This is a genomic window from Mesorhizobium sp. M0030 (genome assembly GCF_040323695.1).
Taxonomy (GTDB): domain Bacteria; phylum Pseudomonadota; class Alphaproteobacteria; order Rhizobiales; family Rhizobiaceae; genus Mesorhizobium.
Genome location: NZ_JAMYVE010000007.1, coordinates 115,488 through 138,425, shown reverse-complemented (window position 1 = coordinate 138,425; position 22,938 = coordinate 115,488). Strand labels below are relative to the sequence as shown.

22 protein-coding genes are annotated in these 22,938 nt (G+C 63.6%); 15 read left to right on the top strand and 7 right to left on the bottom strand.

Annotated features, from left to right (window positions below):
- The 8 genes from gspM to NKJ80_RS16210 are packed head-to-tail and all read left to right on the top strand — an operon-like array spanning position 1 to position 6,716.
- Complete coding sequence (gene gspM / locus NKJ80_RS16245; protein WP_352497930.1) at positions 1–594, top strand: type II secretion system protein GspM; 594 nt, start codon at positions 1–3, stop codon at positions 592–594.
- Entirely contained in the window at positions 591–1,169 is a 579-nt protein-coding gene (locus tag NKJ80_RS16240; protein WP_352497929.1) for a hypothetical protein, read from the top strand. The genes gspM and NKJ80_RS16240 overlap by 4 nt, the downstream gene beginning before the upstream one ends.
- Positions 1,166–2,356, top strand: a complete 1,191-nt coding sequence (locus NKJ80_RS16235; protein WP_352497928.1) for a hypothetical protein — start codon at positions 1,166–1,168, stop codon at positions 2,354–2,356. The genes NKJ80_RS16240 and NKJ80_RS16235 overlap by 4 nt, the downstream gene beginning before the upstream one ends.
- A complete protein-coding gene (locus NKJ80_RS16230; RefSeq protein ID WP_352497927.1) occupies positions 2,353–3,996 on the top strand; it encodes a GspE/PulE family protein in 1,644 nt (547 codons plus the stop codon). The genes NKJ80_RS16235 and NKJ80_RS16230 overlap by 4 nt, the downstream gene beginning before the upstream one ends.
- On the top strand, positions 3,996–5,213 hold the full coding sequence (locus tag NKJ80_RS16225) for a type II secretion system F family protein (RefSeq protein ID WP_352497926.1): 1,218 nt from the start codon (positions 3,996–3,998) through the stop codon (positions 5,211–5,213). The genes NKJ80_RS16230 and NKJ80_RS16225 overlap by 1 nt, the downstream gene beginning before the upstream one ends.
- Positions 5,210–5,680 (top strand): GspH/FimT family pseudopilin, encoded by a 471-nt coding sequence (locus tag NKJ80_RS16220; RefSeq protein WP_352497925.1) that lies wholly within the window; start codon positions 5,210–5,212, stop codon positions 5,678–5,680. Before NKJ80_RS16225 ends, NKJ80_RS16220 begins: the two co-directional genes overlap by 4 nt.
- Positions 5,677–6,009, top strand: coding sequence for a PulJ/GspJ family protein (locus NKJ80_RS16215; RefSeq protein WP_245260247.1), 333 nt, complete (start codon positions 5,677–5,679; stop codon positions 6,007–6,009). The genes NKJ80_RS16220 and NKJ80_RS16215 overlap by 4 nt, the downstream gene beginning before the upstream one ends.
- Positions 6,006–6,716, top strand: a complete 711-nt coding sequence (locus NKJ80_RS16210; protein ID WP_023687882.1) for a type II secretion system protein GspJ — start codon at positions 6,006–6,008, stop codon at positions 6,714–6,716. Before NKJ80_RS16215 ends, NKJ80_RS16210 begins: the two co-directional genes overlap by 4 nt.
- Positions 6,717–6,762: 46 nt before the next feature.
- Here the strand turns inward: NKJ80_RS16210 and gspG are convergent, their stop codons facing one another.
- The 6 genes from gspG to NKJ80_RS16180 all read right to left on the bottom strand — a co-directional run bounded on the left by gspG (position 6,763) and on the right by NKJ80_RS16180 (position 11,896).
- Positions 6,763–7,209: a type II secretion system major pseudopilin GspG gene (gene gspG, locus NKJ80_RS16205; protein ID WP_023696276.1), complete on the bottom strand. Its 447-nt coding sequence runs from the start codon at positions 7,207–7,209 to the stop codon at positions 6,763–6,765.
- Entirely contained in the window at positions 7,209–7,703 is a 495-nt protein-coding gene (locus tag NKJ80_RS16200; RefSeq protein WP_352497924.1) for a prepilin peptidase, read from the bottom strand. Before NKJ80_RS16200 ends, gspG begins: the two co-directional genes overlap by 1 nt.
- Positions 7,700–9,826: a type II secretion system secretin GspD gene (gspD, locus tag NKJ80_RS16195; protein WP_352497923.1), complete on the bottom strand. Its 2,127-nt coding sequence runs from the start codon at positions 9,824–9,826 to the stop codon at positions 7,700–7,702. The genes NKJ80_RS16200 and gspD overlap by 4 nt, the downstream gene beginning before the upstream one ends.
- Positions 9,827–10,129: 303 nt before the next feature.
- Positions 10,130–10,543, bottom strand: coding sequence for an Imm70 family immunity protein (locus NKJ80_RS16190; RefSeq protein ID WP_023687886.1), 414 nt, complete (start codon positions 10,541–10,543; stop codon positions 10,130–10,132).
- A complete protein-coding gene (locus NKJ80_RS16185; protein WP_023696274.1) occupies positions 10,543–10,782 on the bottom strand; it encodes a hypothetical protein in 240 nt (79 codons plus the stop codon). Before NKJ80_RS16185 ends, NKJ80_RS16190 begins: the two co-directional genes overlap by 1 nt.
- Positions 10,783–11,254: 472 nt before the next feature.
- Entirely contained in the window at positions 11,255–11,896 is a 642-nt protein-coding gene (locus NKJ80_RS16180) for an RHS repeat-associated core domain-containing protein (protein ID WP_352497922.1), read from the bottom strand.
- A 125-nt stretch (positions 11,897–12,021) separates the two neighbouring features.
- Here NKJ80_RS16180 and NKJ80_RS16175 point away from each other — a divergent pair, with 125 nt between their 5' ends.
- On the top strand, positions 12,022–13,551 hold the full coding sequence (locus tag NKJ80_RS16175; protein ID WP_352497921.1) for an MDR family MFS transporter: 1,530 nt from the start codon (positions 12,022–12,024) through the stop codon (positions 13,549–13,551).
- A gap of 69 nt (positions 13,552–13,620) precedes the next feature.
- Positions 13,621–14,457 carry an amidohydrolase family protein gene (locus NKJ80_RS16170; protein ID WP_352497920.1) on the top strand — a complete coding sequence of 279 codons (837 nt, stop codon included), beginning with the start codon at positions 13,621–13,623 and terminating at the stop codon, positions 14,455–14,457.
- 55 nt (positions 14,458–14,512) lie between these two features.
- On the opposite strand, the gene NKJ80_RS16165 is transcribed toward NKJ80_RS16170, so the two are convergent.
- Positions 14,513–15,298, bottom strand: coding sequence for an SDR family NAD(P)-dependent oxidoreductase (locus tag NKJ80_RS16165; RefSeq protein ID WP_352497919.1), 786 nt, complete (start codon positions 15,296–15,298; stop codon positions 14,513–14,515).
- Between the two features lie 83 nt (positions 15,299–15,381).
- Here NKJ80_RS16165 and uxuA point away from each other — a divergent pair, with 83 nt between their 5' ends.
- From uxuA to NKJ80_RS16140, 5 genes are all read left to right on the top strand, one after another.
- Positions 15,382–16,566, top strand: coding sequence for a mannonate dehydratase (uxuA, locus tag NKJ80_RS16160; RefSeq protein WP_352497918.1), 1,185 nt, complete (start codon positions 15,382–15,384; stop codon positions 16,564–16,566).
- A gap of 201 nt (positions 16,567–16,767) precedes the next feature.
- On the top strand, positions 16,768–18,057 hold the full coding sequence (locus tag NKJ80_RS16155) for a D-arabinono-1,4-lactone oxidase (RefSeq protein WP_352497917.1): 1,290 nt from the start codon (positions 16,768–16,770) through the stop codon (positions 18,055–18,057).
- Complete coding sequence (locus NKJ80_RS16150; RefSeq protein ID WP_031199743.1) at positions 18,054–19,226, top strand: alanine racemase; 1,173 nt, start codon at positions 18,054–18,056, stop codon at positions 19,224–19,226. Before NKJ80_RS16155 ends, NKJ80_RS16150 begins: the two co-directional genes overlap by 4 nt.
- A 79-nt stretch (positions 19,227–19,305) precedes the next feature.
- On the top strand, positions 19,306–21,018 hold the full coding sequence (locus tag NKJ80_RS16145; RefSeq protein ID WP_352497916.1) for an aldehyde dehydrogenase family protein: 1,713 nt from the start codon (positions 19,306–19,308) through the stop codon (positions 21,016–21,018).
- Between the two features lie 49 nt (positions 21,019–21,067).
- Entirely contained in the window at positions 21,068–22,720 is a 1,653-nt protein-coding gene (locus NKJ80_RS16140) for an FAD-binding dehydrogenase (RefSeq protein ID WP_023815859.1), read from the top strand.
- The last annotated feature ends 218 nt before the right edge of the window (positions 22,721–22,938 follow it).

Below are 22,938 nucleotides of genomic sequence, written 5' to 3'. Positions count from 1 at the left end.
ATGCTCTCCGCCATCCTCAACACCAGCCCGCCGCTGCGCCGCCTGATCGCGCTGGCGCTCGCTGTGGTGGCGGCGTGTCTCTGTGCCTGGCTGGTGTTCGCGGCGTTCGACAGCGTCGCTTCGGCGCGGGCCGGGATCGAGGAAAAGCGCGCGCTGCTCGGCCAGCTGCAAAACGTGGCAGCCCTTGCCAAGCGCCTCGACGGCGACACCAGCCCGGTGGAAGCGGCCAATCCCGAATTCCTCACTGGCGAAAGCGAAGCGATGATTCGCGGCGGGCTGCAGAAGCGGCTGAACGCCATCGCTGCCGCCAACGGGGTCAGCGTGCTGTCGGCCGGCAATGCCCCAGTGCTGAGCGAAGGCGGCGTCGATTTCATCGGGTTGCGGGTCAATCTGTCGGGGCCGCTGGAAGGCATCCACAACGCCGTGCTCGCCTTGGAGACCTCGCTGCCGGTGCTGTTTATCCGCGAGGCGACGCTGCGCACCACCGATGTCAGCCCTGCCGCGGGACGGATGGGCGACCCAGAGCTGTCTGCCGAGATCCTGTTTTACGGCCCGCTGCAGACACAAACCCCGCCAGGCGGGGTCAAGCCATGAGCGGGAAATTCGCGGGCCTGGCGATTGCTGGAGGTATCGCGGTTCTCGCCCTCATCAATGTCGCGCTCTACAACACACCGGTCGACACCACGCCGATCGCGTCCGGCAAGGGGCATGATGGCGGCCCGGCTTCGGTGACGGGTGCGCTGCAATTTCCCGAAGCCGGCGATTTCAGCGAGACGTTCCAGCGGCCGCTGTTCACGCCGTCGCGGCGGAAAATCGTGCCGCCGCCGCCAGCACCGCTGCCGGTGGAGGTGGCCGTGGCGCCCGTCGAACAGGCGCCTCCGCCGGTGGACGTCGCGCCGGTGGCCGCGCCATCGCTGCTGGGCATCAGCATTCAGGGCGGGGCGGGAAAGGCGCTGCTGCGCGTCGCCGGCAAGGATGAAGCGCTCTGGTATGCCAGTGGCGAGACCGTCGATGGCTGGACGGTCTCAGCGATCGACAAGGACCAGGCCGTGCTGGAGCGCGACGGCAAGGTGGCGCGCATCCCGCTGCATCCGCCATGGCAGAACCCGCTTCCGGCGCCGCCGCCAGCGCCAGCCCCGCCACCGCCGCCACCTGAGCCGGAACTATGAGCGCGCGCATGTTTGCTGAGAGTAAAGGCAGGGCAATCGCATTTGGTGGTGCCAGTCCCCCACTCCGTCCGCTGCGCGGCCACCTCTCCCCCATGTCCATGGGGGAGAGGAAACCCAAGCCTTTCAAGGCAGCGATGTCGGCGATTGGCATTTCCTCTTCCCCCACGAATGTGGGGGAGAGATGGCTCGGCGAAGCCGAGACGGAGTGGGGGAACGCCATATGCGATTGCCCTGCTTCCCCTTGCGGGAAGGGGCCAAGGGTAGGGGTATTCTTAAAACGCAAAGCTCTCCCGGCCATAGACGCAGATAGCACCAGCGCCGGCTTTTCGCTGGTCGCGGTGCTGGTGTTCACGCTGATCGTCTCGGCCATCGTCGTTCCCTTCGCCGTCACCGCCAGGACGCGGCTGATGATTGCCAATAACGAGCTGGAGCAGGAGCGCCTGTCGCTGCTTGCCGAGGGTCTCGGCAATCTGGTGGCGAGCGAATTGACCGGTGACCAGCCCGCGGAAAAGCTGCCGCTGGATTCCACGCCGGCCGCGTGCCGGTCGGGAAAATACAGCTTTGTCCTGCGCGTCCAGGATCATGGCGGGCTGATCGATCTCAATGCCGCCGATGACCGCCTGCTGGGGCTGGGCTTTGCCGCGCTCGGTTTCGAGCAACAGATGGCGGACGAACTGGCAAAGGCTGCGATGCGGTTTCGCGACAGCGCCAAATTGTTCGCCGGCCTGCCGCAGGCAAGAAGCCCGGTGGGCCCGCCCGAGGACAAAGAGGCGCCGTTCGAATCCGTTTCCGAGTTGCAGGAGTTTTCAGCACTTGCGCAAATCCCGCTGCGCAACCTGCAGGGGATTTTCACCGTCAACTCCAAGCGCGGCACGGTCAGCTCCGATCGGGCGCCGCGCCGGCTGCGCGCTGTTCTCGTCGGCGGCCCCAACGCATCGGTCGTTGCGGGCGCGAGCGATGTATCGGCCTACACGGTTGACATCGTTGTCAGGCGGGACGGTTCCGGCATTACGGGCGAGGCCGGCTTCATCATCGAGAAATCCCAAGCCAACTCGTCGCCATTCTCGCGCGTCTCGCGTAGCCCGGCCGGCTCCGCCGCCGCACTGCCACCGTCCACGGCCACTGCCGGCTGTGAGATGCTGTTCGGCACTGAAGCCGCGCAATTGCTGGCGAGGTTGAGCGTATGAACGCTTCCGCCCAGGCCAAGGGGATCGAGGCGTTTCTCACCTTTCTCGAAGGCGAGAAAGTGCTGACCGCGCATGCCGCCCAGCGCGCCCTCGGCGCGTCGCGAACATCCGGCCATCCGTTCGATACGGTGATGACCGAACTCGGGCTGATCGGCGAGCAGGAGCTTGCCAACAGCCTCAGCAGTTACCTTGAAGCGCCGACGCCGGTGGATGTCCCCGAGCAGATCAGCGCCGAAATGTTGGCCGGCGTGCCGCTCGCCTATCTCCGCGAGAACGCCATCCTGCCCTTGCAGATGGACGCCGAGCGGCTGGTTGTCGCCGTCGCCGATCCGTTCTCGTCGGCAACCATCGATGCGCTTGCCTTCCACTATGAGCGGACGCTGGCGCTGCGCATTCTGCCGAGGCGCGTGATCGCCGAATGCATCGACCGTGTCGAGCAGTCGGCCCTGGCGGCGGCGTCGAATGGCGGCAGTGCCGGCGAGATCATGGATTTCGGTCCTGACGATCTCGAGCGGCTGAAGGATTTCGCCCGCGAGGCGCCCATCGTGCGCTTCGTCGCCGAGACCATCCACAAGGCGGTCGATGCCAGGGCCACCGACATTCACATCGAGCCGCTCGAGGATCATGTCCGCATCCGCTTCCGCCATGACGGCATGCTGTCCACCGTCGACACCGCCTCGATTGCGATGCTGTCGGGCATCTCCACGCGGATCAAAATCCTGTCGCGGCTCAACATTGCCGAGCGCCGCCTGCCGCAGGACGGGCGCATGCGCATTGCCGTGCGCGGCAGGGATATCGACCTGCGCGTCTCGGTCATCCCGTCCATCCATGGCGAAGCCATCGTGCTGCGCATTCTCGACCGCGCCGGGGTCGAGCTGAAGCTGGAGAAGCTCGGCTTCGACAGCGCCGCGCAAGCCAAGATCCGCTCCATGTCGCAATCGGCCAACGGCATCGTGCTGGTCACCGGGCCGACCGGCAGCGGCAAGACGACGACGCTCTATTCGATCCTTGCCGAACGGTCGCGGCCCGACGTCAAGATCTTCACCGTCGAGGATCCGGTGGAATACCGCATGGCCGGGATCACCCAGCTGCAGGTCAATCCGGCGATCGACCTCGACTTTGCCGCGGCCCTGCGGTCGATCCTGCGCCAGGACCCCGACATCATCCTGCTCGGCGAAATCCGCGACCGCGAGACGGCGCAGGTCGCGGTGCAGGCAGCACTGACCGGGCATCTGGTGTTCTCGACGCTGCACACCAACAGCGCGGCGGGCGCGTTGACACGGCTGCGCGACATGGGCATCGATGGTTACCTGCTCGGCGCGACGATCCGCGGCGTCATCGCGCAGCGGCTGCTGCGCCATGTCTGTCCGGCCTGCCACGGCGTCGGGCAGGCCGGGCCGCCCTGCCGCACCTGCAATGGCTCGGGCCATAGCGGGCGCACGGTGACCTACGAAATGCTGCAGGTGTCGTCGCGCATTGCCGAACTGATCGACCAGGGCGCCGGCGAAATGGAGATCGGCCGCATAGCCGCGCAAGACGATCTGGTGCCGATGTCGGTCCATGCCACAGCGCTTGCCCGCTCCGGGGTTACCACGATGGACGAGGTCCGCCGCGTCATCGATCTCGCGGGGGATGGCTGATGCCGGCCTTTGCCTATCGCGCCTATCTCGTCGACGGCAGCACGGAGAGCGGCGTCCTCGATGCCTCGACCAAGCAGGAGGCCGCCCGCAAGCTGGCGCAGCAAGGGCGCCGTTCCTATCATCTCGCACCGGTAAGCAGCGACAGACCGCAGTTGCGCCTGCCGGGGCGCAGCGCGCTGACCTTTACTCGCAAGGTCGATCTCAGCCGGCTGTTCTCCGAACTGTCGGTGCTGCTCAACGCCGGCTTCACCGTCGACCGCGCCCTGGGCGCGGTCATCGCCGGCGAGGCGAACCGCCAACGGCGCCAGCAGCTGCAATCGGTTCTCGATCTCACCACGGGCGGGCGGCCGATCGCCGAGGCCTTTGCCGCCCTGCCGGGCATCACCTCCGATGTCGCGGCACTTCTCGCCAGCGGTGAGCGCAGCGGCAAGATGGCCTATATCTGCCAGCGGCTGGCGGACACGTCCGAGGCCACCGCCAAGCGCCGCGCGGCAATCGGCGAGGCACTGGCCTATCCGGCCTTTCTGCTGCTGGTGATGAGCGGGGCGCTGGTCATTCTGGCGACCGTGCTGGTGCCGGCGCTGGAGCCGATCTTCGAGGGATCATCCGCGCCCAAGCCGTTCACCATGAAGATGCTGTCGGTCTTCGGCACGGTGTTCCGCGACTACCCCTTCGTCTTCCCGCTGGCGGCAGTGCTCGGCCTTTTGTCGTATCTCGTGCTGTCTCGCTCTGCCGGCGCCAGAAAACAGTTCTCGCACGCGGTGTTGAAGATACCGCTGATCGGCGCGCTGGTCAGGGATGCCGTCATCGCGCGCTACCTTGAAACGCTGGCCTTGCTGCTCGGCAATGGCGTGGCGATGACCGAGGCGCTTGGGCTCGCCGCCAATGTGTCGAGGCAGAGCTCGCTGGCAGCAAGCTTTGCCTCGATCGAGGACAATGTCGCCAACGGCGCCCGCCTGCATGGCGCGGTCGTCAAGGCGGGGATTTTCGATCATGCGACGATGTCGCTGGTGTCGCTCGGCGAAGAGGCGAACGCGCTGCCGGTGGTGCTGGATCGCGCGGCGAAAATGCTGCAGCTGACGCTGACGCGGCGGATCGACACGGTGCTGAAGCTGCTGACGCCGGCGCTGACGATTTCGCTTGGCTTCCTCGTCGGCAGCCTGGTCATTTCGGTGATGACCACGATCCTCTCGATCAACGATCTGGCGCTGCAATGACCGCCGCCGCCGCGAAAGCCGACCAGCAGGCGGAAGCCGGATTCACCCTGGTCGAAATGCTGGTGGTGCTGGCGATCATGGCGCTCGTGGCGGCCATCGCCGCACCGGGGCTGGTCAGCCACTACCGCAGCAAGAGCCTGGAGACGCTGGCCGGCGAGATCACCATGCGGCTGCGGCTGTCGCGCACATCGGCCATCGCCACCGCGCGGCCGAGAGAGGTCCTCGTCGATCTCGGCGCCCGCACCATTCGCTTTGGCGAGCGCGATGTTTTCGCATTGCCGGATGACGTCAAACTGACGGTCGTTACCGGCCAGGAGACAGTCGTCGCCGGACGGCAAACGGTGCTGACCTTCCTGCCCGACGGCAGCGCGTCGGGCATGGATATTTCGCTGCAGCAAAAGGGGCGGACCGCGCGCATTGCGGTCAACTGGCTGACCGGACTTCCGACATGGCGGGGATTGCCGTGACAGAGCCTTCGTCCGAAGACGGGTTTTCGATCCTGGAAATGATCGTCGCCATGACGATCCTGGCGCTGGTGCTCGGCATTGCCAGCCAGTCGATCGTGCTGGCCAGCCGCAGCATCGCCATCGCCAAGGCGCAGATCGAAGCGGCGAGGGCCGCGCGCATCATGCTGTCGGAGTACGAGGCCGGAACGGACAGCAGGCGATCCGGCTGGCAGTTGCAGACGCGCCCGATCGTGGTGTCGAAGACGAAGATGGTTGCCGTCGTCATTGGCAGGAGTAACGGCGCCGGCCAGCCGTTCCTGACCTTCGTGCCCGCGAAGGATCGGCAATGATCCGGCGGCTGGTCCAAGCCCATGCGCGTCGTGGGGGCCGGCCATCCGGGCAGCGTGTTCTCAAGCAAATATTCGGGACCGACCGGCGCCCCAAATCATCGGCATCGGTCGAAGGCTTCGCGCTGATCGACGTGCTGGTCGGACTGGCGATGATCGGCGTGATCTCCGCGCTGATGATCGTCTTTCTCGGACAGGCGCGGACCATGATGCGGATCCAGAAGACGACCGAGATGCAGATGGAGGTCGATGCCGCGGCGCGGTTTCTCGAAACGGCGATCGGCAGCGCCGAGCCGCTGCCGTTGTCGCAGTCGACGCCCGACATGGTGCTTTATCTCAGCGGCACCGGCGCGCGCATCGAGTTCAACGCCGTTCAGGCCATCGGCTTCAAATCCTCAGCCTTGCGCGAGGTCGCCGTTTCGCTTGGAAGTGACCTGACCATCGTGCAGAAAATCCGACGCGGCAGCGATGCCGCCAAATCGACTGGAGGCCAACCGGTGCTGCTGATCGCCGGCGTCAGCGCGGTAAGGTTCGAATATCTCGACGCCTCGGCCAAAGTCCCGTCATGGTCGGCGAGCTGGTCCGCTCCACGGCGTCTGCCTGCTGCCGTGCGGTTCACCATCTCGGTGGCGAGGGACGGCGCGACCTACTCGTCGACGGGCTTTGCCCGCCTCGATCTGGCAACCGCGGTGCCGCCGCCGGTGAGCTGAAGAGCCTGACCCATAACGCGTCCCGCCTCGCTTCAGTTGGCGGGCATCAGTTGGTGATGTCCTGGTCCTCGCCGGTGCCGTCGGGCTTGCCGTCCTTGCCAAGCGTGCGGATGACGACGCCGCTCGCATCGGCCTTCACCTCGTAGGAATAGGGCTTGCCCCAGGGATCCTTCAGGCCGCCCTTGAGATAGGGGCCATTCCAGCGCGCTTCGCTGGCCGGCTGTGTGACCAGGGCGGCGAGCCCTTCTTCGTCGGTCGGGTATTTCGCGTTGTCGACATAATAGAGTTCGAGCGCGCTTTCGATGTTGCGGATCTGCGCCTTGGCGGCGTTGGTCCGCGCCGAGCCGAGATAGCGCAACACCTGAGGCGCGGCGAGCGTCGCGATCAAGGCAATGATGGCGAGAACGACCAGAAGCTCGACCAGCGTGAACCCGCTTTCGCTGGTGTCGCGGCCGGATTTTTCGGAAGCTTGCTTAAAGCGCAGCATGATCATCAGAGCAGTCCCATGTTCAAACCGGCGAATTGTTCCAGCACCCAGCAGGAACCGAGACCGATGGTGATAAACGGGCCGAAGGCAATGCGGGCCCGCGCGGCTGCCGGACCGCTCGCTACCACCTGGCCACCAACGAACAGCAGCGCGGTGGCGCTGGCGATGAACAGCAACACCGGCAGAAGCAACGGGTCGATCCAGCATGCGGCGGCGGCCAGCATCTTGACGTCGCCGAGGCCAAGCCCGATCCGGCCGGTCATCAGGAAGTGCCCGCGCCGCAGCAGCCAGGCGGCGGCGAATGTGGCAGCCGCAAACAGGAGATGCAGCGGCAGGCCGTCCGCCGCCACCTGATAGCCAAGGCCGGTTGCCGCCAGCGCCAGGTTCAACCCGTCCGGGATGATCTGGCGGCGGAAATCGGCGATCGAAATGGCGGCGAGAATTGCCGCCAGGGCGAACGTGGCAGCCAGCAGGAGCGATGGGTGCGCAGCCGCGATCAATAGGCCAGCCTCTTCAAATCCTGCTGCAGCTTGGTGCCGCCGCGGCGTTTCTGGATCGGCGTCTGCAGGCTAATCTTGCCGCGGAATTCGTCGGTCACTTCGCGGGCCTCGTTGATGTCGCGCACGACATGCGGCCGGATGAAGATGATCAGCTCGGTACGCACAATCTTGTCGTTTTTCTGTTTGAACGCGTTGCCGATAATGGGGATGTCGCCGAGAATTGGCACCTGCGTGCGGCCGACACTGTTGTTCTGCTGGATGAGGCCGCCCAGCGCCAGGCTTTCGCCGTCATTGACCAGCACGCGGGTCTGGATCTTGCGCTGCTGTATGGTCGGTGAATCGATGCCGGAGCTCTTCGTCTCGGCAACGTTGCTGACCTCCTGCTGAATGTCGAGCATCACCCGGCCCGCATTGTTGATGCGCGGCGTCACCGTCAGGATGACACCGGTGTCCTTCATCTGCACCGAGTTGATGATCGGCGCCGTGCCGCTGCCGGTATCCTGCGATTGCTGGGTCAGGATCGGCACCTGGTCGCCGACCTGCAAGATCGCCTTCTGGTTGTTCAGCGCCATGATGGTCGGCGCCGAAATGACGTTGACATCGGTGATCGAGGACAGCGCATTCAGCGTCACCTGTATGTTGTCGGTGGCATAACTCCAGTTGAAACCCGGCAAAGTGGCGGCGGCAGCCGCCTTGGCCACGTCGGTCACCGATACCTTCGTGCCGCCATTCTCGAAGAACCAGCGCAGGCCGTATTTCAGCTCGTCGTTGAGCGTGACTTCGGCAATGACCGCTTCCAGCATGACCTGCGTCGGCAAGATGTCGACCTTGGTCAGGATCTGCTCGATGCGCTCATAGTCGCGCGCCGTGGTCTGGATCAGCAGCGCGTTGTTTTCGATGTCGGCGACGACGGTGGCGTGGGCGGGCGGCTGTCCGTCCTGCTGCGGCATCGAAGGCGACGGTCCGGTCAACGGCACCGGGGTAATGCCGTCCGACTGCATGGCGATCGGCGTCTGGTCGGGCGACACGTTCGAGCCGTCCGCGCCGCCCTCGGTCTTGACCGAGGTGCCGAGAACCGAGCTCAGCACAGCGGCCAGTTCCTTGGCCGGGCGGTTCTGTATCTGGTAGACGAAGAGCTGGTCCTCGTTGGACTCCGCCAGCCTGTCGAGCTTGTTGATCCAGCTGGCGGCGCGCGCGAGATAGGCCGGGCGCGAGGTGATCACCAGCACCGAATTCAGCCGGTCGTTGGGGATGAACTGGATGAGCTTGGCGCCCGGCCCGTCTTTTGTGCCGAAGATGGAGTCGAGTTCGGCAGCGACCGCTTCCGGCTTGGAGGTCTTCAGCGGATGCAGCGCCACCGACATGCCCCGCATCCAGTCGACGTCGAACACCGACACCGCCTCCCTGATGGCATTGAGGTCGCTGTCATTGCCGGCGACGGTGATCAGGTTGCGGGTGGAATCGACCCGCAGCACCGAACCCTGGCGGGTGATCGGCTCGAGAATGGTCCTCATCTCGTCGGCGGCGATGAACTGCAGCTGCAGCACCTGCACCTTGACGCCGGGGCCCGACGGCGACACCGAGGGCACGCTGACCGGCGGTGTGTTGGACATGATCTCGGACAGCGGCACGATCTGGTAGGTGCCGGCACGCTTGGTGATGCCCGCGCCATTCACCGCAAGTGCTGATTCCAGTATGTCGACCAGTGCATCCTTCGACACCGGCTGCGAGGTCTGCAGTGTCACCGTGCCCTGTACGCGCGGGTCGACGATGTAGTTGAGATGCAGCGCGTCACCCAGCACCGCCTTGGCCGCATCAGTGATCGGCGCGCTGACCAGATTGAGCTCGAACTGGCCGGAGCCGTCCGTCGTCACCTGGGTGACGGGGGCGCTGGACGAGACGAACTGGCCCGACCCCTGATATTGCGCGCCGTTGAAGCGCTGCCCGGCACTCGCGGCCGAAGTGACGGTGGACGGTCCGGTGTATCCAGCCCGCAAGGGCGAGTTCTTGGCGTGCAGGCTGTCGATAGTCTCGGTGAAAAAGTCCTTGCCCGGCGTGGAATTGCAGCCGGCAAGTGCAAGCAACAGGCACAATACGACGCGATTGCTTGACCCGATTGACATACACCCGATTCCCCAAGGGCCTTAGTTTAGGACGTCCTGAGGTTGAGTGCTTGGATTGATGGGGGGATTTGGAGTCTATCCACAGGGTTGGTGGTGGGGGGTGGGTGCGACCGGGGGTTGGGTTTCTCCTGCAGAACCGAGAGCGCGTCGGTCAGCGCATTGAGCACCAGCGGGATCGAGTTAATGCTCCACCGCCTGAAAAGCGGTGGCTTCAAGTTACGGCTGAAAGCCAGATCGGTCTGCCTGCGGCGGACCGGGGTGCCTCGCCAGTTAAGGTTGAAGTCGTCATCCGGGCTCTCATCCTCATTGGAACAAAATCGGAAGATTCCGCTGCGTACTCAGTTGAGCCAAGCCAATCAGACGGTCCAAGAGAGGCTCGCCGTCTACATCAAAAAAACAGTCATAAAGGCTGTTCGGCCGAAGCCCAAACATCTGGGCTACTTCTGGTTTCCAACCATCCCCAAGAGGCTCAGGGGGCAGCTTCAAGAAGCTATCGGTGATCAACAATAGCTCCGCTTGCAATAGAGCTGCCTCTTCGGGCGACCATTGTCCGTCACTGTCAGAATGAACCATCAGTGTTGGACACCGCGATCCTGCGACGCCCTGTTCTACGTGCGTCGCAACCTTAGAGCGGAACGTTTCGAAGTCAGCATACGAGCCTACCTCAACCCCATCCAGCTCCTCATCGCCATCAAAGACAGCTAGATATAGTCCCATCAGGTCCTCGTGATTTCAAAATTACGGCGATGCTCTTTAGCCAAGGCCTTCAAATTGGCGCTCAACTTGCATTCTTTTGGAAGGTCTAAAACCAACCGCGTACCTTCCTGCACAGCTCGATAAAGGAGAAGTCTGACCTGATAAGTTGCCCTCATTTCAGAGACGTTTTTGATCAGAAAGATTTTATTATTTATTTCGGCATCGGCGCGCGCGCCCCTCGCAACATGCCACTTCGTCATCATAAATTCCACAGCCCATCCCTTCGTATGCCTATCACTTCTGTCTCGGAACCAAAACACCCCACCGGTTTAGCCAGTTCTGGAAGGTAGGGTTGATGGGCCGCGTCGTCTCGATCGTAAGAGGCATGTTCGTTTTCAGCGATCGATACGTTTGGAGCCTAAGTTGGTAGGTCGAATCCAGCATGCTAAGCCCTCCCTTGATCTCGAAATTTCCAACCTTCATGCCGTCAAAGATCGTTCCCTTTGGCAATCCGCCCCGGCTAAACTTTGCGTCTCCCACAATGACTTTGAACGCCGCGCTGTCGAAATCAGCTTGGTTTGGCCTCCAACCGGCATTGTTCTTGGTAAGACCTAACTGCGCTAGCCGTTCGGCTTCGTGAGTAACCCCCCTCGAAGCGAAGCAACACTTGTTGCAGCGGCTGTTGCTCCTACTCCAGCAACCGTGGCTGCTCCTGGTGCAAAAAGGCCTGTTTCAGCGGCAGCCAATTCGGAAAGCACGTGGCCACCTTGCCGCCGCTGACATTGTCAAAAATGGTGCTTTTGCCGCAAGTAGTGGTGTGGCAGCTCCCATTGCCATGTTTGCTATCAATTGGCCACCGCTGACACTTTTAGCCGTATCCGTTGGTGCAGGAGCATTTGCAGGCTCGACACTCATGAAATATGCACCGAGGATCGCAGCAGCCCAAATGAGGGGTGCTATGTGGCCGTTATTGTCCCCCCTATTGATCGGATCATTGCATGCGTAAGCATATCTGTTGGTGCCAACGCCTTCCTTAGTCGGATCCCAGTCATCCGGCGAGATGAACCGTCCAAGCACCGGATCCATGTACCTGGCATTGAGATACAGCAGCCCGGTCTCGGCATCGAAGCGCTCGCCGATATAGCCCTTTTGGGTATGGAAGCCGGTGTTGAGGCTTTCGCCGTATGTGGCGTAGCTATTGCCTTCGACAGTGTTGCCCGAGATGTCGGTGACCATGCGCACCGAGGCCAGGTGTTCACGGTGGAGAGCCACAATCTGACGACGCTGGCGCTCGATCACACTGCCTTCATCGACAGCATCGTCGACCCGATTGCACGCGACCCCGCGGAACTGGTCGCGACGACCATCATCCACGGCTGCACGTCCGCTAAGGCTCTTCCCGTTAGCCGGACGGAATGCCTCCAGGCATGGCGTTTTCGCCTATTTGACACCTCTCGGCTGTGGGCACATAAATCGCGCCCCAAGCTACGGAGACACCGATGACTGTCGAGCAGACGCTGCCGGACACAGCGCCCGTGGAGGCCCAAGTCAGGCCCGACCTTACGACCTTGATCGTCTATTTCGGCGCGCTGATCGCCATGTTCATGGCAACCATCGACATGCAGATCGTCGTCACCGCCTTGCCCACCATTGCCGGCGAACTCGGCAATCTGCATTTGTTCGGCTGGGTCGGTGCCGCCTACCTGCTCTCGACCGCCGCGGTCTCGCCATTCTACGGCAAGCTTGGCGACATGTATGGCCGCAAGAATGTCGTGCTGACGGCGATCGGCCTGTTCCTGGTGGGCTCGCTTGTCTGCGGCATGGCATGGTCGATGGAGAGCCTGATCGCCGCGCGCGTGCTGCAAGGCATCGGCGGTGGCGGCCTGATGGTCTCGGCCTTCGCCATGATCGGCGAACTGTTTTCGCCGCGCGACCGCGCGAAATATCAGGGCTACAGTTCGGCGGTGTTCGCGCTGTCATCAGTGCTCGGCCCGTTGGCCGGCGGCTACATCACCAGCCTGTTCGGCTGGCGCTGGGTGTTCTTGGTCAATCTGCCGATAGGGATCATCGTGCTGGCTGTGCTGGCCTTCGCCATGCGCAGCCGGTTCAACGAAAAACGGCACCGCATCGACTATCTCGGCGGCGCGCTGCTCGCCATCGGCACGACGGCGGTCGTTTATTGGGGCTATCACGTGCTCGACCCCAGCGGACCGGACCTCATCACCTTCGCGCTGCCGCTGCTGGCGCTGGTCGCCATCACCTTGTTCGTCATGGTCGAGCGGCGGGCCGAAGAGCCGATCGTACCTCTGCGGCTGTTCGGCAATTCGACGGTCAGCATCGTCTCGGGCGTGTCGCTGGTCGCCGGAACGGTGACGCTGGGCATGTTCTTCTATTTCGCCCTCTACATGCAGACGCTGACGGGTCTCAGCCCGGCCGAAGTCGGCTTCCTGTTCCTGCCGGCGTCGCTGACATCGATGGTCATCTCGATCGTCGCCGGGCGGGTAATTGCCGCAACCGGACGCTACAAATGGATGCCGGTGGTCGCCATGGGTATTGGCGGGTTTCTGATGCTGGGCTTTGTCCTCACCAACCAGCACACGCCGATCTGGGTGCTGGCAACGATGATGGCTGTGTTCGGCATCAGCATGGGCCTGCAGTTCCAGGTGCTGATCGTGGCGATCCAGGCGGCGGCACCGCTGCAGGATATCGGCGCGGTGACGTCGCTGATCACCCAGGCGCGGACGCTCGGAGCATCGCTGGGTCTGGCGCTGAACGGCGCGGTGATGATCTGGGCGCTGAACCGGCAGACAGCCGAGCTTCCTGCAGACGCCGCCGCCCTGCTGCCGGGTGGCCTGAACGGGTTGACGCCGCACCTCGCATCGAGCCTGCCGGGCGCGATCCGCGAAGTGGTGCTCGACCATTATTCCAGTGGCTTCAACGTGATGTTCATCTGGGTGGCGGCGCTCTATTTCGTCGCCATGGGGCTGACGCTGCTGCTCGAGGACAAAGAGATCCCGAAGCGGGCCTGAGCCAAAGCTTGTGTCATGCGCTGGGTTTAGGCATTTGGCGATGATCTGAAATCACCGAGGAGGACAGCCATGATCATCGACACTCATCTGCACCTGATCGACCTGTCGGCGCTGCGCTATCCCTGGCTCAGCCGCGAGCCGGCGCTCAACCGCGATTTCCCGCACGCAGAATATGCGATCCAGGCCCGCCGCGCCGGTATCGAGGCCGCGCTGCATATGGAGGTCGACGTCGATGAAGCCGACATCCAGGCCGAGACCAGCCATGTGAAGGCGCAGTCGCTGGAAAAAGGTAGTCTGTTGCGCGGGGCGATCGCCTCCTGCCGTCCGGAGGAGGCCGGCTTCGCCGTCTATCTCGAGCGCCAGCAAGCCGCCCCCTTCGTCAAGGGGTTCCGCCGCGTGCTGCATGTCATGCCGGACGAGCTTTCGGACAGCGCGCTGTTTCGCGAAAACATCAAGCGGCTTGCCGGCACCGGCCTGACCTTCGACCTCGTCGTCCTGCCGCATCAGATTCCAAGGGCGGTTGCGCTCGCCGATCTGGCGCCGGATGTGCAGTTCGTGCTCGACCATTGCGGCGTCCCCGACATCAAGGCCAGTGCGGAACATCCGTGGCGCGAGCATATGAGCGAGATCGCGCGGCGTCCTAATGTCATCGGCAAGATCTCCGGCGTCGTCGCCTATGCCGATGCCGGCTCATGGACCGTCGAGACCTTGCGCCCCTATGTCGAGCACACGATCGGCTGCTTCGGCTGGGACCGCGTCGTGTGGGGCAGCGACTGGCCGGTGTGCACGCTTGGCGGTGGCCTTGCAACCTGGGTGGCGGCGACGCATGCGCTGATCGCGGGAGCCAGTCCCGACGAACGGGCGAAGCTGCTTTCGGGCAATGCCAGGCGGACGTGGAAGCTATAGAGGCGGTACATAGCGCTCGAGATCGCCGGCAAGCGTGCAGAGCACGATCAGTGCTCTATCTGACGCCGATGCCGGCGGTCAGTCCGCCATCAATCCTGTAGTCCGCGCCGGTGCAGAAGCCGGCCTTCGACGAGCAAAGGAAGGCGATGAGTTCCGCCACTTCCTCCGGTTCGCCGATGCGGCCGAGCGGATGCGCCGCGCCGAAGCGCTTGTAGGCCTCTTCGACATCGGCATCGCTGCCGCCGTCGCCGCGCGCGGCCTTCTCCAGGATCGGCGTGCGGATCGAGCCCGGGCTGACCGAATTCACCCGAACGCCTGATGCCGCATAGTCGAGCGCCAGCGAGCGCGTCAGCGTGTGGATGGCCCCTTTGGTCGTGGCATAGGCGGCGACGTTCTGCTGGCAGGCAAAGCCCTGCACTGAGGCGACATTGACGATGGCGCCGCCGCCGCGCTTGATCATTTCCGGAATGCCGAAATGCGCGGTCAGGTAGATCGAGCCGACATTGACCGTCATCGTTCGGTTCCAGATTTCCCAGTCGGTCGTCGTCGCGGTGCCATAGGGATGGACGGCGGCTGAATTGACGATGACATCCAGGCCGCCGAACCTTGCGACGCCAGCCGCCACTGCGTCGCGCACCTGGTCGGAGATGGACACATCGGTTTCGATGACCAGCACCGCAGCTCCAGCGCTTTCCAGTTGCGCCTTCATCGCCGCATTGGCGGCGCGGTCGATGCCGCAGGCGATGATTGCGGCGCCACCGGCCGCAAGGCGTCTGGCGGTTGCCAGGCCAATGCCGGTCGTCCCCGTCACCAGGGCGACCTTGCCGTCGAAATCCATCATTTCTAAAAACTCCTCCATTTTCTATCGACTCCCATCGCGGTCCAACAATAAGTTGCCAACCTCTCGCAGAAGGAAAGCCGAAAATGGAACAATGCTGGCGCTGGTATGGGCCCGATGATCCGGTGACGCTCGATCATGTCAAGCAGGCGGGCGCCACCGGCGTGGTCTCGGCGCTCCACCATATCTATGACGGCCGGGCGTGGCCTGAGGCCGAAGTGCTGGAGCGCAGGCACATTATCCAGGAAGCAGGACTGACCTGGTCGGTCGTCGAGAGCATTCCGGTCCATAATTCCTTCAAGATCGGCGCGCCGGAGCGCGGGCGCTATGCCGGCTATTACCGCGATTCGATCCGCGCGCTGGCCAAGGCCGGCATCGCCACGATCTGTTACAATTTCATGCCGGTGGTAGACTGGACCCGTACCGATCTCGCCTGGCGGTTGCCGACGACAGGTTATGCCTTGCGTTTCGACGCGATCGATTTCGCCGCTTACGATCTGTTCGTGCTGAAGCGCAGAAACGGCGCGGCAAGCTATACGCCGGCGCGTATTGCGCAAGCGGAAGCGCGGCTGAAGGAATTGTCGCCAGAGAAGATGGACCAGATCGAGCGCAATCTGATCGCCGGCCTGCCGGCTACAGAGCGCAAGTATGACCGCGACAGTTTTCGCGAGGCGCTTGCGGACTATGACGGAATCGGGCCGAAGGAGTTGCGCGGCAACCTCGCGTGGTTCCTGCGCGAGATCATTCCGGTGGCGGAAGAGGAGGGGGTGCGCATGTGTATCCACCCCGACGATCCGCCGTTTTCGCTCTACGGCCTGCCGCGCGTCGTTTCGACCGCCGAGGATGCGCGTTTCATTCTCAATGCCGTCGACAGCCAGGCCAATGGGCTGACGTTCTGCACCGGGTCCTACGGCACGCGCGCCGACAACGACATCGTCGCCATGGTCAAGGAATTCGCCGACCGCATCCACTTCGCCCATCTGCGCAACATCACCATCGAGGATGACGGCTCGTTCTACGAGGCCGAGCATCTCGAAGGCGGCACCGACATGGCGCATGTCATCCTGGCGCTGATCCAGGAGGAGGCGCGCCGCCGCAAGGAGGGCCGCGCCGACTGGCAAATCCCGATGCGGCCGGACCATGGCCACCTGCTCGCCGACGATATCGGCAAGACAAGGATCAATCCCGGCTACTCGCTGATCGGCCGCCTGAAGGGCTTGGCCGAATTGCGCGGCATCATGCGGGCCGTGGAAACGTTTGGGCTGGCTTGAAGGGGCAACAACTGCGTTCAATGCCGACGCCGGCTCAGCGTGCGTCGCTGTAGATAATGCGGCCGGCGCGGACGCAAGACACCTCCGATTGCCAGGTTGACAGAAAGCTGACAATGTATCATATCCGAAAAGCTGAGTATGTATCATATTATCTAGCGCTAGGAGAAAGACCGGCAAAGCCGGCGTCCCGGGGAGGCGATCGTGGGAGAGGCTATCAGCCAGTGGAGCAATTGGTCGGGCTATGTCACGGCCACGCCGCAGGCTTTTGCCGAACCGCAGAGTCTCGATGAGCTGAGTGGTGCCATTCGCAACGCGCCGGGACCAGTTCGATTCGCTGGCACGGGCCATTCCTTCACGCCTCTGGTTAAGAATGACGGGACGATCCTGTCGCTTGATCGCTTCGAGGGCCTGAGGTCGCACGATCCCGAAAGGCTGACAGCACGGGTCGGCGCCGGCACCAAGATCGGCGCGCTGGCAAAGCTGTTGCACGGCGTCGGCCAGGCGCTGCCGAACATGGGCGACATCGACAAGCAGGCGTTCGGCGGGGCGCTCGGCACCGCCACGCACGGCTCGGGCATCACGCTTGGCGCGTACCACACCCAGCTCGAGGCGATGCAGATCGTCGACGGGTGCGGCAAGGTCAAGGAGTTCGACCGCGCCCAAAACCCTGACATGATCGATGCCATGGGCGCCTCGCTCGGCGCCTTCGGCGCCGTCACCGAAGTGACGATCCGCAACGTGGCGAGCTACCGGATGCGGCACCGCCGCTGGACGGCGCCGATTGCCGATGTGCTTGCGCAATTCGAAAGCACCATGACGGCGCATCGTTCGGCCGAGTTCTACTATGTGCCGTTTTCGGGCCAGGCGCTGCTGATTGCCAGCGACATCACCGAGGCGCCAGCGACGGTGCGTCCGCCGACGGAAGACGACGATGCGGTGATGACGCTGAGAAAACTGCGCGACTATCTCAGCTGGCTCCCTTGGCTGCGCCGCCGTCTCATCGGCTCGGCCTTCGCCAAGGTGCCGGCCGAGGATTATGTCGAGGACTGGCTGAAGGTCTTCACCTCCGAGCGCAACGTCAAGTTCAACGAGATGGAGTACCACCTTCCGTTCGAGGAAGGGGCGGCCGCACTCAGCGAAATCATTGCGCTGCTCGAGACGCGGTTTCCAGAGGTCTATTTTCCGATGGAGGTGCGCGTCGTCGCGCCCGACAATGTCTGGCTCAGCCCCTTCTACAAGCGCCCAACCTGTTCCATCGCCATCCATCACGGCGTCGAGCGCGATCCGATGGCGTTCTTCAACGCCGCCGAGCCGATCTTCAGGAAGCGCGGCGGCCGCCCGCATTGGGGCAAGATGCACAGCCTGACATCAAGGGAATTGAGCGCGCTCTATCCGCGCTGGAACGATGCGATGGCGGTCCGCCGCGAGATGGACCCGGACAACCGCTTCGTGTCGCCCTATATTGCCAGGCTGCTCGGCGTCGCGGCATGAGCCTGACCGACACCTATTTCGCGGAAATGTCGGGCGCGCTCAGGGCAGCCGGGATCTTTCAGCCTTGCCTGGTGCTCGATCTCGACCGGCTCGATCACAACATCGCTGCGATCAAGGCGAAGTTCGCCACGGGCCTCGATCTGCGCCTCGTCGACAAGTCGCTGCCATGCCTGCCGCTGATCGACTATATCCGCGCGGCGTTTGCGACCGACAGGCTGATGACCTTTCATCTGCCGATCAGCGCCGAGATGCTGAAAATGTTTCCCCAAGTCGATCTCCTGTTGGGCAAGCCGATGCCGGTTGCCGGCGCCAGGCACGCGCTGACGAAGGGCGTTCTCGCCGGGCTCGGCGAAGCTACGTCGCGCATCGTCTGGCTGATCGATACCGAGGAGCGGCTGGCCGCCTATGGCTCGCTTGCCGCCGAGCTCGACCGCGAGCTGCGCGTCTGCTTCGAGGTCGATGTCGGCCTTCATCGCGGCGGTATCAGCGATCCCGACTCACTGGCCCGGGCAGTTTCCGCGTTGGCGAATTACCCGCGGCTGAAATGCGAAGGCGTCATGGCCTACGAGGCGCATATCGGCCATATCCCCAAACTGCTGGGAGGACCGGCCAAGGCGCGCGTCAAGGCGATCAGCCTGTTTCGCCAGTATGTCGCTTGCCTTGCCGCCGACCAGCGCAAGATCCTCAATCTTGGCGGCAGCAGCACCGCATTGCTCTATGACAGCTGGGTCGGCGCCAATGAATTGTCCATCGGATCGGCTTTTATGCTGCCGACCGATTTCGATGTGCCGAGCCTCAGCCAATTGTGGCCTGCCGCATTCATCGCGACGCCGATCCTGAAAGTGGTCGATGTCCAGGCGCCGGGCCTCGACCAGCGCTCCTGGCTGCTGCAGAAGCTCGGGCTGTTGCCGCGGCGCGGCTGTTTTCTCTATGGCGGAAAATGGATGGCGAAGCCCGTCCATCCCGTGGGGATGAAGACCGACAAGACGTTCGGCTTTTCGACCAATCAGCAATTCATGGCGCTGCCCGACAACGTCAATGTCGGGCCTGACGACTACGCCTTCCTGCGTCCGACGCAGAGCGAATTCGTGCTACAGCAGTTCGGTTCGATCCAGGTCTATTCCGGCGGGAAATTCGTCGAGCAATGGGCCGCACTGCCGTTTTCGTAGAGCAATTCCAGGAAAAGTGTGAAGCGGTTTTCCCACAGGAATTGCGTCAAACAAAGAGATCGAAGTGGAGGAGGATAGGATGGTTGCCAAGGCAGTCAAAACCCAGCCCGTGCAGCCTGAATGGGCAGCCGAACTCGACCTCGCGCTCACCGATCTCGACGCCAGGAAGGACGACTGGGCGCAGACCTCGAATGGCGAGCGGATCGCCTTGCTGCGGCAGGTCAAGGATCACATCCGCGAGGTCGCCGAGGCGTGGGTCAAAACCGCGACGCGCAAGAAGGGCATCCCGACCGGCTCGCCGCTGGAAGGTGAGGAATGGCTGGCTGGCCCGGCGGCGCTGATGGATGGCTGCAACCAGTTCATCCACACGCTGAGCCTGATGGAGGGCAAGAAGTTCCTCGACAGACTGCCGGTCCGCACCTTGCCCAGCGGACAGGTGGCGGTGACGGTGGTTCCGAATTCGCTCTGGGACAAGGTGTTGTTCACCGGGCTGAAGGCCGAGATCTGGATGCAGCCCGGCGTGACCAAGGCGAACCTGGCCGCAAACACCGCATCGGCCTATGACGCGCCGCGCACCAGCCGCAAGGGCAAGATCGGCCTCGTGCTCGGCGCCGGCAATGTCGCCTCGATCGCGCCGCTCGACTGCCTGCACAAGCTTTTGGTCGAGCACCAGGTGGTTCTGCTCAAGATGAACCCGGTCAACGACTATCTGATCGATTTCCTGCGGCCGGCGCTGCGGCCGCTGATCGAATTCGGTGCGCTGCGCATCGTGCGCGGCGGCGCCGATGTCGGCGCGTATCTGTGCAACCACGATCTCGTCGACGACATCCACATCACCGGTGCCGCCGCTTCGCATGACGCGATCGTCTGGGGGCCTGGCGAGGAGGGCCGCAAGAACAAGGCGGCGGGCACGCCGCGCAACAGCCGGCGTATCACCTCTGAGCTTGGCGGCGTGGCACCGACCATTGTGGTGCCCGGTCCGTGGTCGGATGCCGATATCGCCTACCACGCCGAACTGATCGCCACACAGAAGCTCAACAATTCCGGTTTCAACTGTATCGCCTGCCAAATGCTCGTGTTGCCCGAAGGCTGGGACAAATCCGACGCGCTTCTGGCGGCCCTCGAAAAGGTGATGCAGAAAGCCCCGTCGCGCCCGGCCTATTATCCCGGCGCGACCGAGCGCCTCGCCGCCTTCGAGGCGCATGCCGACAGCGTACAGAAATTCGAGCGGCCCGGCGGGCCGGCCTGCGTGGTGGTGCCGTTCCGGCCGGGCACGGATACCTATCTCGAAAATGCCGAGGTGTTCGCGCCGGCGCTCAGCGTCATGCGGCTGCCGGCGGGCAATGCGGAATCCTATCTGCGCGCCGCTGTCGCCTACGCCAATGAAAAGCTGCACGGCACGCTTGCCGCCAACATCCTCATCCATCCCAGGACGATCGCCGAGATCGGCCGGCAGCGGTTCGAGGAAATCATTGCCGAACTGCGCTATGGCGGCATCGGCATCAATTCCTGGAGCGGCGTTCTGTTCGCGCTGCTGCGCCCGACCTGGGGTGCTTTCCCTGGCCACACGCTCGACGACGTGCAGAGCGGCATCGGCGTCGTCCACAACACCTATTTGTTCGACAGACCGGAACGCAGCGTGCTCGAAGCGCCGTTCCGCATCATGCCGAAGCCGGCCTGGTTCCTGACCCACAAAAGGGCACACATGGTCGGCCGCCTGATCACCGAGTTCAACTACCAGCCGAGCCTCCTGAAGCTGCCGCGCATCATCTGGAACGCGCTGCGCGGCTAGCAACGAGCATCCGATCTCGAAAACAAAAGCCGGCACAGGAGCTACGACAATGGCTGACGCGGACGCAATCATCGTTGGCGGCGGGCTGGCCGGCCTGGCCGCAGCCGCGGAACTCGGCGATGCCGGCAAGCGCGTGATCATCGTCGAGCAAGAGGGTGGCGGTTTTCTCGGCGGCCAGGCATTCTGGTCGCTCGGCGGCCTGTTTTTGGTCAACACGCCCGAGCAGCGCCGCCTGCGCATCAAGGACAGCCGCGACCTCGCCTGGCAGGATTGGCTGGGTTCTGCCCAGTTCGACCGGCCCGAGGACCATTGGCCAAGGAAAGTGGCGGAAGCCTATGTCGATTTCGCCGCCGGCGAGATGCGGCCGTGGCTCTACGCCATGGGCATGCGCTGGTGGCCGGTGGTCGGCTGGGCCGAGCGCGGCGGCGCGCTGGCCAATGGCCACGGCAATTCAGTGCCGCGCTTCCACCTGACATGGGGCACTGGGCCGGGCGTGGTCGCGCCGTTCGAAAGGCGCGTGCGCGAGCACGTCGCCAAAGGGCTGATCACTTTGAAATTCCGTCATCAGGTCAGCCGGCTGATCAAGACCAACGGCGCGGTCACCGGCGTCGCGGGCGAAATCCTGGAGGCATCCGATGTCGAGCGCGGCAAGCAGTCGAGCCGCACGGCCGTCGGCGATTTCGACCTTTCGGCCGGTGTCGTGATCGTCACCTCCGGCGGCATCGGCGGCAATCATGAGTTGGTTCGCAAGGTCTGGCCGGTCGGGCGGCTGGGGCCAGCGCCGAAGCGTATGGTTGCCGGCGTGCCGCACCATGTGGACGGCCGCATGGTGGCGATCACCCAGGACGCCGGCGGGGGCGTCATCAACGCCGACCGCATGTGGCACTATGTCGAGGGGATCAAGAACTGGAATCCGATCTGGCCGAACCACGGCATCCGCATCCTGTCGGCGCCGTCGCCGCTATGGTTCGATGCTCTGGGACAACGCATGGAGGCGCCGTTCTTCCCGAGCTTCGATTCGCTCGGCACCTTGAAGCGTATCCTGTCGACGGGACACGATTATTCCTGGTTCGTGCTGAGCAAGACGATCGCTTCGAAGGAGTTCGTGCTGTCGGGTTCGGAGCAAAACCTAGACTTTACGGCCAAGGATTGGCGGGCCGTGCTGAAGAACCGGCGGGGCGGCAAGGCGCCACCATCGGTGGCAGCGTTCCTGGAAAAGGGCGAGGACTTCGTCGTCCGCGACAACCTGGCCGACCTGGTCGCCGGCATGAACGCGCTGTCAGGCGACAATCTGCTCGACTACGACCGGCTCAAGGCGCAGATCGTGGCGCGCGATCGCGAGGTCGACCATGCCTATACCAAGGATGCGCAGGTCACAGCCGTCCGCGGCGCCCGCAACTACATTGGCGACAAGATCTTCCGGGTGACCAAGCCGCACAAGATACTCGATCCCAGGCACGGGCCGCTGATCGCGGTGCGCCTCAACATCCTGACGCGCAAAACGCTTGGCGGCCTGCACACCAATCTCAATTCGCAGGTTCTCGACGGCAATGGCGAACCCATTGCCGGGCTCTATGCGGCAGGCGAGGTGGCCGGCGGCGGTGGCGGCGGCTATCACGGCTACAATGCGCTGGAAGGGACATTTCTCGGCAGCTGCATCTTCTCCGGCAGGAACGCAGGCCGGCACGCCGCGGGCAGGTGACGCGGCTGGCGGGCCAAGAAAAGGTCGATGAGAACAGGACATCCGCCATGTTCCATGGATAGCGACTGCTTTCGATCGCTTGCGGCAACCCAGGCGGTCAGCGAGTTGCGGCTTGCCGGCGCCGACGGTTCCCATGCGCTGGTGCTCGGCGCTGCGGCACATCAGAGGCCTGCGTTACGCTGGCGCCACCGCGAAATCGAACCCGAGGTCCTGAAGGC

Excerpts from the sequence above, each read along its gene's own strand:
- gspM (WP_352497930.1), top strand. The coding sequence starts at position 1 with ATGCTCTCCGCCATCCTCAACACCAGCCCGCCGCTGCGCCGCCTGATC.
- NKJ80_RS16240 (WP_352497929.1), top strand. The coding sequence starts at position 591 with ATGAGCGGGAAATTCGCGGGCCTGGCGATTGCTGGAGGTATCGCGGTT.
- NKJ80_RS16235 (WP_352497928.1), top strand. The coding sequence starts at position 1,166 with ATGAGCGCGCGCATGTTTGCTGAGAGTAAAGGCAGGGCAATCGCATTT.
- NKJ80_RS16230 (WP_352497927.1), top strand. The coding sequence starts at position 2,353 with ATGAACGCTTCCGCCCAGGCCAAGGGGATCGAGGCGTTTCTCACCTTT.
- NKJ80_RS16225 (WP_352497926.1), top strand. The coding sequence starts at position 3,996 with ATGCCGGCCTTTGCCTATCGCGCCTATCTCGTCGACGGCAGCACGGAG.
- NKJ80_RS16220 (WP_352497925.1), top strand. The coding sequence starts at position 5,210 with ATGACCGCCGCCGCCGCGAAAGCCGACCAGCAGGCGGAAGCCGGATTC.
- NKJ80_RS16210 (WP_023687882.1), top strand. The coding sequence starts at position 6,006 with ATGATCCGGCGGCTGGTCCAAGCCCATGCGCGTCGTGGGGGCCGGCCA.
- gspG (WP_023696276.1), bottom strand. The coding sequence starts at position 7,209 with ATGATCATGCTGCGCTTTAAGCAAGCTTCCGAAAAATCCGGCCGCGAC.
- gspD (WP_352497923.1), bottom strand. The coding sequence starts at position 9,826 with ATGTCAATCGGGTCAAGCAATCGCGTCGTATTGTGCCTGTTGCTTGCA.
- NKJ80_RS16190 (WP_023687886.1), bottom strand. The coding sequence starts at position 10,543 with ATGGGACTATATCTAGCTGTCTTTGATGGCGATGAGGAGCTGGATGGG.
- NKJ80_RS16185 (WP_023696274.1), bottom strand. The coding sequence starts at position 10,782 with ATGACGAAGTGGCATGTTGCGAGGGGCGCGCGCGCCGATGCCGAAATA.
- NKJ80_RS16175 (WP_352497921.1), top strand. The coding sequence starts at position 12,022 with ATGACTGTCGAGCAGACGCTGCCGGACACAGCGCCCGTGGAGGCCCAA.
- NKJ80_RS16170 (WP_352497920.1), top strand. The coding sequence starts at position 13,621 with ATGATCATCGACACTCATCTGCACCTGATCGACCTGTCGGCGCTGCGC.
- NKJ80_RS16165 (WP_352497919.1), bottom strand. The coding sequence starts at position 15,298 with ATGATGGATTTCGACGGCAAGGTCGCCCTGGTGACGGGGACGACCGGC.
- uxuA (WP_352497918.1), top strand. The coding sequence starts at position 15,382 with ATGGAACAATGCTGGCGCTGGTATGGGCCCGATGATCCGGTGACGCTC.
- NKJ80_RS16150 (WP_031199743.1), top strand. The coding sequence starts at position 18,054 with ATGAGCCTGACCGACACCTATTTCGCGGAAATGTCGGGCGCGCTCAGG.
- NKJ80_RS16145 (WP_352497916.1), top strand. The coding sequence starts at position 19,306 with ATGGTTGCCAAGGCAGTCAAAACCCAGCCCGTGCAGCCTGAATGGGCA.
- NKJ80_RS16140 (WP_023815859.1), top strand. The coding sequence starts at position 21,068 with ATGGCTGACGCGGACGCAATCATCGTTGGCGGCGGGCTGGCCGGCCTG.